Below are 14,005 nucleotides of genomic sequence, written 5' to 3'. Positions count from 1 at the left end.
GCGTCCACGACGGTCGAGCGCACGGCCGGCGGTACGCTGATGGTCACAGCGTCGTCGAGGATGCCCAGTGCCTCGCGAAGATCGTCCAGACCGCCCAGCCACGAATGCCGGAAGTGCAGCGCGCTTCCCAGGTTCGACATGAGCCCCACCAGATCCGAGTCCCGGGCGGGCATGAGGCCGATCGCCGCCCGGAGCAGGTCGATGTCGCGATCGAGATCGGCGACATCGCCGAATCGCGCGAACCGATGGAACAGTGCGTCCCCCAGGGTGCTCATGCGCAGCGCGCGCTCGACGCCGCCCTGTGGCGCTGACGCGGCCTGCTCGCCGAGCCGAATGGCCTGCGCCAGGTCCGCGTCCCTGCCCCGGACGATGTGCCGCCGGCACAGCGCCACGCTCAGGTTGTTCAGGTAGCGCGCTCGGTCGTGGTGGTCATCCGCAATCTCGGTGAGAGCGAGACGATGGGCGTCGACCGCGGCGTCGAGATCAGCCACATCACTGAAAGCCATGAATCGTTCCAGCAGCGCCGTGCCGAGGTTGGTGAGCCGGCCTGCTCGATCGTCATGGTCGATCCCGGCGTGCTCGGCCACCTCGGTACTCAGCGCTATCGCCGCGTCCAGCTGAGCGCGCTCGCGGGTGCGCTCGAACCGCGCGTGCAGCACTGTGGCGAGTAGGTCCTTACCCTGGAGGACCTGGTGTTCGTCGTCATCAGCCTCCGCCGCGTCGACCGCCGAGCGTGCCGCGGCTTCGGCTTGCGCCAAGAGGTCCCCGGAAGTGGTGTGCTCCAGCAGTTGGGCACAGGCGAGCAGCGTCAGGGCGGCGGTGTGGCAGGTCTCGTAGTCTGGCCCGGTCGGCGTCGGCCACAGCGCCAACCGAACCTGGGTCAGGGCTTCCCCCGGCGTGCCTGGTCCGTCGAGTCGGAAACTCTCGAGCAGCGCCTGGGCCAACCGGGCGCGTCTGGGTTGCTCCCATTCGTCACCTGGCTCGGTCAGGCCCACCGCGCGACGCCAGTACTCCACCGAACGGAGGGCGTAGTCGGCGTCACCGGTCACCTCGTGACGCAAATCCAGCACATGCGCCAACTCGGCGAGCGTCGCCGAGGTCGCGCCGCCGTGATGGTCACCGAGCTGGACGGCGTCCGTGAGCACCTGGTCCGCCTCTTCGATATCTGCGACCTGGCCGCCGTGATCGAAGCGCAACCGGAGCACCGTGCCAAGAACATGGAGGTCGGCGCCACCGGCGGCGAGCGCCGACCTGGCCGCCTCGACCGCAGCGTCGAACAGGTCACTGTCGGCGGCGGCGTTGGCCAGCTCGACCAGCCACACCGCGAGAGTCTCGAGCAGTTCGATGTTCCGTGCGCTGTCGGCTCGTGCAGCGGCGAAGGCCAGACGTGCAGTGTGGATGGAGTCGGCGGCGAAGCTCTTGTCTTCCGTTTCCGAAAACCGCTCCCACTGAGCCAAGGACAACGAGTAGAGGATCACCGCATTGTCCTCGGTGCGGCTGTCGGCCATGGCCAGTGCGCGCAGAAGCGTGATGCGGTCCTCAGCCGTCGGTTCCGTGTTCACGGCGCGCAGGATGATTCGGGCGGCCATCGGCCCGGGCGGTGTGCCCGATTCGGCCCTCCGAGCCCACCACACCCCCAGACGGGCTAACGCCCAGCGCCGGAGGCGGTTCACTTCTCCTTGCCCTGAAGGTCTTTCCGGTCGTCGAGATTGTCGACATCCATCTGGCGCTGCAGATGGACCATGCGGTCACGCAGCGGCGGTGGCGGTGGCGCGTCCTCCTTCGGGTCGATGTCGTCGACCCGGGGCTCGGTCATCCGTTCGAGCCGGGCCACCATCGAGTCGAATCGGGCGGCGTCACCCGCCCGCAACGCCGATTCGAGGTCGCCGACCGCGTCCGCGACCGTGGACCACTCGACGGCTGACCGTCTGGCGCCCAGCAATGCAGCCAGCACCTGATGCGCATCTTGCCTGAAGACATCGTCCAGCCACATGGACACCGGCTCATAATCGGACCGCACATAGCGATGCTAGCCGCAGGCCCGGATCCGGAGGTGGAACCGCGAGTGTCTGGCGAGTCGGTGGTGGAACAGGAGCTGATCGCCCACTTCTACGCCTTCCATGACGGCGAGGACGCCGAGATCCGGACGCTGTGGTCGCGCTGCGGTGAGGTGCTCGGCGCTGTCGAGCCGATCACGTCGACCGGCCTTCCCGTGGCGTTGCCCGACACTCTGCCGAACACGTCGGCGCTGGTCGCGGCGCGTTGGGACCCGGGGACCCGGCTACAGGCGATCATGCGGATGGAGCACGAGGTCGTCAACGTATCCCTGCTTTTCCGGTACCGGATCGAACACACCTGGCGGGACTTCGACCACGTGCTCGACGCACTTACCGGGACTCCGGCCGGACCTCTTCTCGGCAGCGCGCGGTTGTATGTCGGCCTACTGGCCGACGGAGGGCCCGGCGAGTTGGCGGCGACTGGACGCGCCGTCGCCGAGCTGCTGCCGGCAGCGGCAGGCACCGCGGGGTGGTGGCACGAAGGCCTACGGCTCGACAATGATCTGCTGCTCTGGGAGACCGGAGAAACCGAAGATGATCGGGTGCAGCGGCGGTTGATGGTGCTGGCCGCACCCGGCCACGGGGCAACGCTGAGCGCCTGGACGTGGTCGGACGGTGGCGCGACCCACCTTCCGCCGTTCGCGCGCTACCTGATGCATGTCGCCAAGATCCGTGATCAGCTGCGGGTCCGCCGACACGCGCCCGACACCGCCGAGCTCTGCCGTCGGATCGAGGATGTGCTTGCCCGGTGCGGCTCGCAACCAGTGCCGCCGGCGGTGCACATCGCGTTGGCCAGAACGATCACGTCCTTGGAGGTGATGGCCAAGACGGTGCGAGTCAGCTGGGAGAACGCGGTTGCGGCGGCGGAGGTGGCGATACCGGCGGCGGGTGGCGACCCCGTCAGCCGTGACCGACTGCTGGCGACATGGTTCGATCAACAACTCAGGGACGACGCGGAATACCTCCACCACTACGACCGGGGGGTGCTGATGGTGAGTGCCTTGCCGTCGGCGCGGGGCGAGGCCGGCTCGCGGGCCGTCACGGCGCGACGGGCAGACCGGGACGCGGTGCGCACCGTGCTCGTGGTTGCCGACGAGTGGTTCGCCCGACTCGGCGGGATCAGCACGCTCAACCGGTCGCTGTGCGCCGCGCTGGTCGGCGTCGGCGCGCAGGTCTACTGCCTGGTCCCGAAGTCGTCGGCCGAGGAGCGCGCGGACGCCGACGCGGTCGGAGTTCAGCTCGTGGACGCCTTGTCGGTGCCGGGCATTTCGGAACGCGAGTCGCTGATGCGCCGGCCTCCGCTGCCGGCGGACGCCGCCATCGACACGATCATCGGCCACGGTCGGGTGACCGGGCAGGTGGCGCGGGCGCTGGCGCAGGACCACTATCCGACTGCGGTCCGCCTCCATCTGGTGCATGTCGAGCCGGACCAGGTCGAGTGGCACAAGCTCGACCGGAAGAACGACATGGGGGAGCGGGCCGAGGAACGGTCGAAGGTCGAGATCGCCCTGGCCGCCGCCACCCGCGCGGTGCCGGTCGGGCCGAGACTCGAGGAGTGGATGCGGCGCGAGATGCACGTCGAGGGCGCGCCCACGCCGGTTCGCTTCGTGCCGGGCTTCGATGTCGCGGACCCGAGGCCGAGGGGGGCCGCGCCCGGAGTGCCGCAGATCCTCCTCCTCGGGAGGGCCGAGGACGCGGAGATCAAGGGGATCGACATCGCCGCCGGGGCGATCGGGCATGCGATGCGGGTGAGCCCAGGCGGCAGCCGGTGGGAACTGCTGATTCGCGGCGCACCGAAAGGACAGGCCGCGCAACTGCGATCCAGGTTGCTGGCCTGGATCAACCATCCCGCGGTCGACGTCACGGTGCGGAACTACACGCCGGACCGCGCGGAGATCGACCGAGACCTGCGGCGGGCATCGCTGGTTCTGATGCCGTCTCGCGTGGAGGGGTTCGGTCTGGTCGGGCACGAGGCGATTCGCGCCGGCGCGCCCTGCCTGGTCAGCGGCCGAAGCGGGTTGGGCATGCTGCTGGCGGACCTGCCCGGCGGGCAGGTCCGCCAGACGGTCGTGCCGGTCACTCGGACGCTGGCCACCGACATCGAGACGTGGGGGAGCCGGATCGCGGCGGTCATGGGGAACGTCGGTGCCGCGCTCGGCACCGCCGATGACCTGCGCACGGTGTTGGCCGCGCGCCACACCTGGGCGATGGCGGCCCGGTCCCTGATCGAGATCGACGGCGGATCACCTGGTGTGGCGTAACGCTTCGGCATCGGGGTGATGCAGCGACTCCAGCTCGGCTATGGCCTCGGCGTTCAATCGGTCGGCGGTCTCAGCACAACCTAGCCGACGGTGGGCAACGCCGAGTCGATGCAACGCGTGGGCCGCCCAGTAACGATCGCCGAGCGTGCGATCGAGCGCCAGGGAGCGTTCGTACGCGGCGATCGCGGCCATCGGGTCGCCGTGACGGAGTTCGGCGTCGCCGACGATCTTGAGGACGGAAGCCTCGCCTTCGGCGTGGCCGGCGGCAGCGTACAACGTGATAGCCCGTTCACACCGCCGCAGCGCGGCTTCGTGCCGGCCCAGGTTCACCAACTGGCGCGCGCTCGAGGCATAGGCGTCGGCGACAGCCATGTTCTCGCCGATGGCCGTGGCCAGGCTAAGCGCTGCTTCCGCGTGCTCGTACGCCCGCGCATGTTTCTGGTCCGCGTCAAGGGCGCGTGCGAACGAGAGATGCGCCCGCAGGGCTCCGCTTTCATCGCCGAGCTCCTCGAACTCGGCCAGCGCCTGCGCCAGCAGCGTGAGTGTCTCCGCACCCAGCCGCGACCGGCCCAGCGCGTCGGCCAGCATCCGGCTGGACGTCGCCCGGGCGGCCCGATCGCCCGCACGGTCCGCCGCCGCGACCGCGACCCGCTGTACGGCGATCCGTGACGCTGATCGAACGGATCGACGCAGGTAGACCATGCACGCCCAGGCCAATCGCCACGCGTGCGATTCGAAGCCGTGCTCCGCCGCGTGGTCGACCATGGCCAGTAGCACCTCGCATTCGGCGGTGAACCAGGCCATCGAGGCGGCGTAGTCGCCAGGAGCGGGACCTGCGTGCTCGCGGTGCTCGGCGTCGCACGGCTGGATACTGGTGTTCGCCGCGGCCGCGGCGGCCAGATAGTAGTCGAGCATCCTTCGCCGCATGCCCTTCTGCTGTGGGGAGGGCACACGCCGGAGGAAGAGCTCGCGGGCATAGGCGTGCAGCAGGTCGTGCATGCGGAACCGGCCGCGGCTGTGTTCGGTGAGCAGGTTCGCCGACAGCAGTTCGCGAAGCGCGGGCCGCAGCGGCTCGTCCGGTGCACCCAGCGCGGTGCATGCGGCCTGCCCGATCTCCGGCGTCGGGTGCAGACCCAGCATCTGGAACAGCCACGCCGCCGCCGGGGTCAACCCGTCATAGGACCATTGGAAGATCGTACGCAGGTCGAGGTCGTCATCAGGCCAGGACAGGGAGTCGAGCCGGTCGCCCTCGTCGTGCAGCTCCTCGACGAGCGCCGCCAGCGGTTCGGTCGGGCGATCCGCCGCGTGCGACGCGACCACGCTCAGCGCGAGTGGCAGGCCGGAGCACAGGTCGATCAGGTCGCGCACTGCTTCGGGCTCGGCGGCGACCCTTGCGGTGCCGATCGTGGCGGCGAGCATGTCCGCAGCGGCCGGCGGCGCCAGAACGGCCAACGAGATCCGCGCTGCCCCTTCCCGAGCGACGAGGCTGTCCATGCGGTTGCGGCTAGTGATCACCATCAGGCAGCGCGGCTCGGACGGAATCAGCTGCCGAACCTGCTCGGACGAGCCTGCGTTGTCTAGCACGACCAGCATCCGCTGGCCGGCCAGCAGACTCCGAAACAACGCCGCCCGGCCGGCGAGCGTGGGCGGGGCGGCGTCAGCCGGCGTTCCCAGCGCGAAAAGGAAGCCGAGCAGGACCTCGGCCGGGTCGGTCGGCGGCTGCCGGTCGAATCCGTGCAGGTCCGCGTGGAGTTGGCCGTCCGGGAACAGGTCCTTGACCAGGTGTCCCACCCGGGTTGCCAGCATGGTCTTGCCTACGCCGGCCGGCCCCTCGATGACGCACACCCGAGCCGCGTCGGTGCCCTCGCCGGAGGCCATCGCCATCATGCGCACGAGTTCGTCCGAACGGCCGATGAAGCGCGCACCGTCGATGGGCAGCTGTCGCGCCACCGGCAGTTTGCCACGCGGCTTCTGGGCGGCCGATCTGACTCGACCGGCGACCTCGGCCTTGTCCCGCAACGTGGTCAGCCATCCACGCTCCGCGCCGGTTACACGGAGTTCGTCGAGCAGACGCTCGAACACGGGCCCGCGCGGCAGGGTGGTGCCGTTGAGGTACGCGTACAGGCTGGCGGGCGCGACGTTGACCCGCTTGGCCAGCTGGGCGCGATCGATGCCGTGCCCAAGACGTCGTTCCGCCTGGAGGACCACCTGGACCAGTGCGGCTGCCACCCGTTGCCGGGGTTCGCTCCGGTCTTCTCCAGCGTTTTCCAGCCTCACGACCGCAATCTTCCGCCGCGTGGTGCCGTTGTGCTCGCCGCGATCGGGCCGAACGAGCGGTGCTTCGCCCCAGTGGCGCGGTTGCTCGTCCATTCGGTGGAAATTCCGCCGGACCTGTAGGAGGTGCACGTTGCGACGATCGGGGACGGCGTCCGCTTCGCCGGCACGTGAGGCGCGTATTCGGTCCCGCTCGGACACACCGGAAGTGGGCACAGGACTGGACTCCCGGATATGCGGGAGTTTCGTGTCCGTAACACCAGGATCCCGCCAGCCGAACTGACGGCTACCACATCCCCAGCCCGACAGGAGCGATCTCGATGACGACCACTTTGGAGAATTCGGCCACGATGGAGGACATCGTGGGTGACGAACTGCGACACCTCGCGTCGGTGCGGGAGAACGCGCCGGCCCGCGCGGGCATCGCCGACCGGCTGCCACAGGCGAACGGAGACCAGGACACCTGGTGACGTGACAGGACGCCATCGATGCGCACACCTCTCCCACCGGCGCTGACTGTCGAAGCGGAGCGCTCTCCGTGGCGCGAGGTCTGCCGCGGCTCCCGCGCGGTCCTCGCGCGGGAGCTGCCGGCCATGGCCACGGCCGTCAATGACTTCCCGGCGGCCGTTTTCGGTCTGGACAGCGGCTTTTTCCACCTGCCGGGCGCACAGGCCAGAGCCTGGGGCGTGCCTGAGGAACAGATCGACCGGCTCCGAGTCCTGCTCGCGATCGGGCATTTCCATTTCGCGTTCCACGACCTGGTGATCGACGAAGGCCGCGCGCCCGCGGCCATGTGTGTGCTCGCCGACGTGAGCCTGCTTCGCTATCTGGACGGTCTCGCCGAGTTGGCACCGGGCTCGGCTGACCGGTACCGCGCCCTGCACGATCGCTACTACCGGGCGTATGCGGCCGCGATGGCCCGCGATTTGGGACATCGTGGCGAAGCACGGCCGTACACCACGGACGAGATCAGCGGCTTAGGTGACAAGGCGGCACCGGGAATGACTGCTCTGCACGTGGTGGCGGATCTCGCCGGCATGCCGGCGCGGGGAGAGCCGGCAGCCCAGGCCCTGCTGCGGTTGTGCACGGGTCTACAGCTGCTGGACGACCTCAAGGACGCGGCCGAGGATGCCACCAATGGCGTGATGAGCTGGCCGTTGACCTGTGCGCTGCTGGCCTATCCGGACGTGGATCTGACCGACGAACGCGACCTGAGGGCCGCGTTGGTGGGCAGCGGCGCCGCGTCCGCCTGCCTGAACGTCGCGGGCGCGGCGTTCGTCGACGCTGCGAGACTGGCCGACGCGACGGATGCGACGGTGGTCGCTGATCTGGCCAGGACATGGAGCTCGCGTGCCGCAGAACAGCAGTCCGATCTGCTCCTGCCGGTGGACCTTCGGTGACTGCGCCGGCGCCGTGCTGGCTCGCGTTGCGAGAGGCGCCCAGAGCCGCCCGGGTGCTGCACGTCGCATACGGCGGTCGGTATCTCCGCCATCTTGTCAAGGTGGTGGTGACGCCGCACCTCAGCGCCGGCGACCACGCGGCGGTGCTCGGCGTCGGCACCGATCACGGGCGGTACGGGTTCGGACGGAGGGTGCTGGACTCGCTGATCCACGTCGCCTGGGCGCTCTCCGGCGCGAGGGAGCGTTCTGACGCCCTGCCGTGGGTTCTGCTGCCGTCCTACGTCGCAGGATGGCGCTTGGTCAACCTCGCCAAGGATCCGCGGCGGCGGTCCGGCGCCACGGCGACGATCGCTCTGTCCGGCCACGTGTTCTCGTTGGCCGACCGTGCGGGCATGGACGTGGTGGCTCGGATCGACGTCACTGAGCGGCGCCTGCTGACCGCGTACCTGCGTCGGGGGTTTCGAGTCGTCCGATCGGACAACGAGGTGCACCTGCTCTACCGAACGGCTCGTGGCGTCCATGTCGACGGCGGCTGGCGTTCGGTCCTACGCACGGGTCGACTCACACTGAAGGCGTGGGAGGCTCGGTTCGGGCCGGCCAGAGGGCCGTTCCTGGACGTCGGTGCGGGTGACTCGCCCCTCGGCGCCGAACTGGCGTCCGCCGGTGTGCTGGCGCTCTCGGTCGATCCTCAGTACGCCCGGCGCGCATGCGATGCCGGTGGCGCCACGGTCGCGGCGACGGCCGAGCATCTCCCGTTCCGGGACGGCGCCTTCGCCACCGTGAACGCGAATTTCGTGCTCCAGCACGCGTCGCGCCCACGGCGGGTGCTCGGCGAGTTCCTGCGTGTCAGCAGCGCCGGCGGCCGAATCGTGTTGCATCCGGTCTGGGCAGCCGGCGCCGGCCGGGCGCGGCTGGACCGAATCCCGGGCGTCCGCATCATGCCTGGCAAGGTGTCGCCGCCGAACCGCCAGCGGCCAAGCATGCTGGTCGATGCGGGCGAGTTCGACGTGCTGCGGGACGGCGCCGAAGTCGTGGACGCCCTCCGTCCGCATCCGGTGATCGCGTGGTTGGGACGGCTGGCGATGAAGGTCGTGCTCACCACGGGAAGGGGCGGCCGGCGTGATTCGTGACAGAGTCGCCGCGACGGCCAACCTTCTCCGCTTGCACACCGCCGGCTTCGAGGGTTTCGTGTGTGTGACCGGGCCGATGCTGGCGGGCGTGTCGGCCCACGCCGCGAGCATTGTGGCGCTGTGGCTGGTCGGTGTCCTGATCAACGGATACATCTTCGCTCTCAACGACCTCGTCGACCTGCCGCGCGACCGGCTCAACCCGGCCAAGGCCCGAAGCCCGCTCGTGACCGGCGCGTTGTCGGAACGGGAGGCCCTGTTGTGGTCGATCTGCCTGCCGCTCGCCGCTGTGGCCGTGACGGCGCTCGACCACTGGCCGGCCGGCGCGCAGGTCGCCATGGCGCTGCTGCTGATTCTCGGCGCCGTCGTCAACGTCTACCAGAAGGCGACCACGATGCCGCTGCTGATGGACGTGCTGTTCGCGGTCGCCATGGCGGCGCCGCCGGCCATCACCGCGTTCGCGGTGTCGGGAGCGGTCGACACCGTCGTCTGGTGGGTGACCGCCCTGCTGTTCCTGCTCTCCCTTCAGCTCAACAGCATTGCCGGCAACCTCAAGGACTTGGCGTCTGATCGCCGCACTGGGTTCCGGACCGTGGCGATCATGATGGGAGCGGACATCGCGCCGAACCGCGCCCTGGTCGCGACCGCGGCGTACCGACGATACTGCTGGATGCTGCTCGGATGCGTCGATGTCGTCGGCGTTGGCACCGTGTGGGCCGCGACTGCAGGGTTGCCGGTCATCGTGGTGGTCGTCTCGATCGCGATCGTCCTGCTGACTGCTGCGGTCGGTGCGGCAAGCATGAATCGGCTTCTCAGCGGCAAGCGCCCTCCGTCATCACGCGGCCGCGAACTGTACTTCGCCACCGGATTCCTCGTGCTGCTCACCGCCGTCTTCGCCCGGGCGCCGTGGTCGACCATCGTGCCCGCTGCCGCCGCCCTTGGGCTGTGGGAGGCCGCGTTCACGCTGTACTGGACCTGGTACTGGCGAACGACGAGTCGGACCACCGTCGCGCGCGAAGCGGAGGTGTGAGGTGGGCGCCTGGAGTGTGCTCGCTGTCCTGGTGATACTGGCGGCCGGCCAGACCGGTCTGGCGCTCCTGCCGGTGCTGGCCTTGCGCGCGCCGCTGGCCCTGCTCGCGCTGCGGCCGCAGCCGGAAATGATGCTGCTGCTGGCCGGAAAGCTGTCCCCCGTCGACATCGTCCTGGTCGCCGTGCCGCTGAGGCTGCTGATCCACATCTCGTACTTCGAGCTGGGCCGATGGGGAGGAGAGATGTTGGTGGCCCGCACGCGCGCGGGAGCGTGGGCCCTCAATGCGTTGTCCCGTCGGTGGTTGGGGATGGTGCTGGTGATCAGTTGCCTTGTGCACCAGAGCACTCCCGTCGACATGGCTCTCGGCGCGAGGGGGACGCGCCGGCGGCCCGTCGTGATCGCCTTGCTGGCCGGTGTCACGATCTCCTCGATCCTGCTGGTTTGGTTAGGAACCCACCTGACCCCGTACTCCGCCGCGGTGCTGGCCGTGATCGGCGATCATCCGCTGGCCACGCTGGTCCTCGTGGGCGTGCTCGCGGCGACCGCCCTGATGCTGTCCGCCCGGCAGGTGCTGCGAGCGGCCAGAGCCGTGCGCGAGGACGCGCGCCAGACCCCAGGTGGTCAGCCGGAAGGCGAGGACGTATGAAGGACTCCGAATCCCCGGCCAGGTCCCTCACAAGGGCCCACTACGAGCGCTTTCCGTTCGTGCAGGGCGGCCAACGGCGTGTCCGACACTGGACCAGCCGCCTGCGGCCGTTCCTCTCCGACGAGGTCGTTCGTGACGCGGTCGTCCTGGATGTGGGCTGTGGCTCCGGAGAGGTCGCCCGTGGGCTGGCGGATCGAGGCGCCCGCATCGTCGCCGTCGACCTCACGAGCACGGCTGTCAAACGGACGAGGGCGGCCCTCCAGGCGGGCCTGGTCTGCCAGGCCGACGCGTTGCGGTTGCCGTTGGCTTCGCACTCCGTGGACCATTCCGTGTCCATCGGGGTGCTGCACCACACCCCCGACTGCTTCGCCGGCCTGCGCGAGATGGCCAGGGTGACCAAACCCGCTGGATCGATCGTGGTGATGCTCTACGCGAGGTGGACGCCATATCATGCGCTGTATCTGCTGACGGCGGGGCTGCGGCGCCGTTTCCCGGTCGCTGTGCTCGACCGCGTCCCCCGGTGGTGCTGGCACGTGGTCCGGGCCGCGGTCGCGGTCCAGGTGGGACAGCGCCTGGCCGACAACCAGCTCAAGGGCCTCGTCGCCGACCAGATCTTCACGCCGCGGGCCACCTTCCACTCCGCCCGCGAGATCAGGCGCTGGGCCGCTGATCTCCACCTGTCCGTGTTCAAGCGGAAGCACTTGCTGATGCACGGAAACATCGTCGAACTCAGGCACGGGAGAACCACGTTGTGAGATCGATTCAACGTCCGCGGACGCTGTCGCCCGCCGCTATCACCCTCGGCGTCGTGGTGACTGGCGGCGTGTCCGGGGCCCTGTTCCAGGTCGGCGCCTGGATTCTCGGGTTCTGCGTGCTCGGTGTGGGCGCGGCGCTGGCCTACCTGGAACGAGCTCGGCCGGTGTCGGTTCCCACCGCGTCCTCCACGCAGATCATCCGCGGCGTACTGGCGGCCGCGGAAGCCGAGTCGACGGCGCATCTAGAGGACCGCGGCGTGTTCGAGTGGCACACCATGTCGCTGCGGTGGCGACGGCTCGACGAGCAGTTGGATGCCACGGGGCCCGCGCATCCGGGCAGCGGCATAGGGGCGTTCTTCACGGGGCTCGAGAGCAGGCGGCTCGTCATCCTGGGGGCGCCAGGCGCCGGGAAGACCGTGCTCGCGATCCAGTTGGTTCGGCAACTGATCGAATCGTGGGACGAGAGCGCGAGGACTCCGTTCTTCGTCTCAATGTCCTCCTGGAACCCGGCCGAGGTCCGGCTGTCGGACTGGCTCAAGCAGCGATTGGTGATCAGCCATCCCTCGCTGTCGGCGGTCGACGCCACGGGGCGCCGGATCGCCGACGTCCTCGTGGACGAGCACAGAGTGCTTCCCGTCCTTGACGGGCTGGACGAACTGGGCCCGTCGAGGCGGTCGGTCGCCCTGGCGGCGATCGGGCGGTCCGCTCCGTTCCCCTTCGTCTTGACCTGTCAGACCAAGGAGTTCGCCACGCTGACCGGCGCGACCGGGGCCGCGTTCGTCCCGGTGTTACGCGACGTCGTCGCCGTGGAAATCGAACCGCTGGAGGTTGCCGACATCTCGGCGTACATGTCGGCTGGCCAGCCGACCTCCAGCGCGGGCACCCTGGAGAAACTTCTCCAGGATCCCCGTGGGGTCCTCGCCAAGGTGCTGTCCACACCGTTGATGTGTTTTCTGACGAAGGTGGGCTATGGCGATTCACCCGACTCCATCGCGGAGTTGAGGACTTTGGCCGAAGGTTCGCCGGTGAAATTGGAGGAGCACCTGCTCCGAAGGTTCGTGCCCGCACTGTTCGGCGGCGACGCGCGTGGGCCGAAGCCGGTGCGTGACTGGGATGCCCGACGGGCCGAGCGGTGGCTCTCATATTTGGCGAATAACCTCGTGGTTCACGGAGAGCGCGATCTGGTCCCATGGCGTTTGTATGAGACGCTGACGAATCTTGGTGTTCTTGGCATTATCTTCGGCGGAGCGCTGTCCTGGTGCATGCTTGGTGGAATAATCGGAAGCATTGGGGTGGTTGCCGAGATTTCTATCGGACTGGTTGCCGACTGGCTTGGAATCTCTGTCGACGCGGTTCCGTTGATGTCGATTCCTGTCGTGTTCGCGCTGGGGGGTGGGGCCGTCGCAATGCTGCTGACTCTGCACTTCGCCCGAGGGTGGGCATTGCAGGCTGGGATTCTTTCCGAGAAGTGGCGCGGTGCGCACTACGTTCTTGGCAGCGCCGTTCGGTTTCTCGTTGGAGTGACGGGCGGCACCGGCATGGTCGTCCTTCTTCGGCTGCACGGCGGTCCCCTGTCGGTGGCGCTGGTTGCCTTCGGAGGAGGTCTCGTCATGGGCTCGGTCACCTGGGCGCTCACGGACTGGAGTCGGGAGTGGCGATTCGGTAGAACTCCGCGGCGTATCCAAATGCGTATGAAGAACATTCCCAACGCGGTTGTGTACGGACTTGGAGGCGGTTTGGTGACCGCGTTGGGATCTGCCACCCTCATCGGTTTCGCGGCGAGTGCGCTCGTTGCGGTGCCGGCGGTCGTGGTTGGCGTGATCATCAATCTTCTAGACGAGAGGGTTGATGAGCGCCGGGCGGAGAGCGCGGCTTCCGTGATCGCGTCCGACCGATGGGCGACGGCTCTGCAGATCGTGTCGAGTGGAGTGGTTGTTGGCCTGTTTGTTCAGTTCGTCCGGCCCGTGGAACCGGCTAATTCATTGATATTTGGGTTGGGTTTGGGCGTTGGTTCCGGGCTGGTTCTTGTTGTGACGGCGGCGGTCTCCGGCGGGATACCTGCGTTGTTTCCGTCAACCATCTGGGTTAGGTACCTGACGGCAAAATGGTGGTTGGCGGCCGGCGGCCATGTGCCGATTCGTCTCCTTGCCTTCCTCGACGATGCGTGCACGCTTGGTGTTATGAGAAAGGTTGGTGCTGTCTATCAGTTCCGTCACGTTGACCTGCAGCGGCATCTGTCCAGCGTTGCGGTGTCGTCTTGATCTCGGGATGCTGACAGGACATCCGACTGGCGCTGAGCTCGACGCCTATGTGGCCAACAGAATACACGCCTGGATCGCGGCGCCACGCGGCGACACGACAACTCCTCACTTGTGGGAATGACATGCCACTCGTTGACGCTGCCGAGGACTTCCGGTGCGGAATTGTCGTCTGCCGCGTTCATGGGACCAGTTGA

General features: G+C 68.5%; 11 protein-coding genes. 8 read left to right on the top strand and 3 right to left on the bottom strand.

The genetic code is table 11. The features are described 5' to 3' along the window. The coding region (locus tag KUTG_RS61090; RefSeq protein ID WP_232240768.1) for a hypothetical protein at positions 1 to 1,562 on the bottom strand (1,562 nt) is incomplete at its 3' end. A gap of 107 nt (positions 1,563 to 1,669) precedes the next feature. Further along, a complete protein-coding gene (locus KUTG_RS12035; RefSeq protein ID WP_369794637.1) occupies positions 1,670 to 1,993 on the bottom strand; it encodes a CATRA system-associated protein in 324 nt (107 codons plus the stop codon). Positions 1,994 to 2,065: 72 nt separating this feature from the next. Here KUTG_RS12035 and KUTG_RS53310 point away from each other — a divergent pair, with 72 nt between their 5' ends. Next, positions 2,066 to 4,318 carry a CATRA conflict system CASPASE/TPR repeat-associated protein gene (locus tag KUTG_RS53310; protein WP_198047117.1) on the top strand — a complete coding sequence of 751 codons (2,253 nt, stop codon included), beginning with the start codon at positions 2,066 to 2,068 and terminating at the stop codon, positions 4,316 to 4,318. On the opposite strand, the gene KUTG_RS12025 is transcribed toward KUTG_RS53310, so the two are convergent. Next, complete coding sequence (locus KUTG_RS12025; RefSeq protein WP_369794453.1) at positions 4,301 to 6,688, bottom strand: ATP-binding protein; 2,388 nt, start codon at positions 6,686 to 6,688, stop codon at positions 4,301 to 4,303. The two genes, KUTG_RS53310 and KUTG_RS12025, sit on opposite strands and share 18 nt — an antisense overlap. Positions 6,689 to 6,912: 224 nt before the next feature. Between KUTG_RS12025 and KUTG_RS61085 the strand changes: the two genes are divergently transcribed. The 7 genes from KUTG_RS61085 to KUTG_RS11995 are packed head-to-tail and all read left to right on the top strand — an operon-like array spanning position 6,913 to position 13,811. Then, entirely contained in the window at positions 6,913 to 7,062 is a 150-nt protein-coding gene (locus KUTG_RS61085) for a hypothetical protein (protein WP_198047115.1), read from the top strand. Between the two features lie 18 nt (positions 7,063 to 7,080). Next, on the top strand, positions 7,081 to 7,992 hold the full coding sequence (locus KUTG_RS12020; RefSeq protein WP_043716821.1) for a hypothetical protein: 912 nt from the start codon (positions 7,081 to 7,083) through the stop codon (positions 7,990 to 7,992). Further along, the gene (locus tag KUTG_RS53300) at positions 7,989 to 9,122 is read left to right on the top strand and encodes a class I SAM-dependent methyltransferase (RefSeq protein WP_198047114.1); all 1,134 of its coding nucleotides are present in this window, start codon (positions 7,989 to 7,991) and stop codon (positions 9,120 to 9,122) included. The genes KUTG_RS12020 and KUTG_RS53300 overlap by 4 nt, the downstream gene beginning before the upstream one ends. Then, entirely contained in the window at positions 9,112 to 10,149 is a 1,038-nt protein-coding gene (locus KUTG_RS12010) for a UbiA family prenyltransferase (RefSeq protein ID WP_043716820.1), read from the top strand. The genes KUTG_RS53300 and KUTG_RS12010 overlap by 11 nt, the downstream gene beginning before the upstream one ends. A 1-nt stretch (position 10,150) precedes the next feature. Next, the gene (locus KUTG_RS61080; RefSeq protein WP_052394367.1) at positions 10,151 to 10,795 is read left to right on the top strand and encodes a hypothetical protein; all 645 of its coding nucleotides are present in this window, start codon (positions 10,151 to 10,153) and stop codon (positions 10,793 to 10,795) included. Next, positions 10,792 to 11,550: a class I SAM-dependent methyltransferase gene (locus KUTG_RS61075; protein ID WP_052394366.1), complete on the top strand. Its 759-nt coding sequence runs from the start codon at positions 10,792 to 10,794 to the stop codon at positions 11,548 to 11,550. The genes KUTG_RS61080 and KUTG_RS61075 overlap by 4 nt, the downstream gene beginning before the upstream one ends. Positions 11,551 to 11,603: 53 nt before the next feature. Further along, positions 11,604 to 13,811, top strand: a complete 2,208-nt coding sequence (locus tag KUTG_RS11995) for an NACHT domain-containing protein (RefSeq protein WP_157494478.1) — start codon at positions 11,604 to 11,606, stop codon at positions 13,809 to 13,811. Positions 13,812 to 14,005 lie beyond the last annotated feature (194 nt).

The organism is Kutzneria sp. 744 (genome assembly GCF_000568255.1).
Classification (GTDB): domain Bacteria; phylum Actinomycetota; class Actinomycetes; order Mycobacteriales; family Pseudonocardiaceae; genus Kutzneria.
This window is presented reverse-complemented; position numbering and strand designations above follow the sequence as displayed.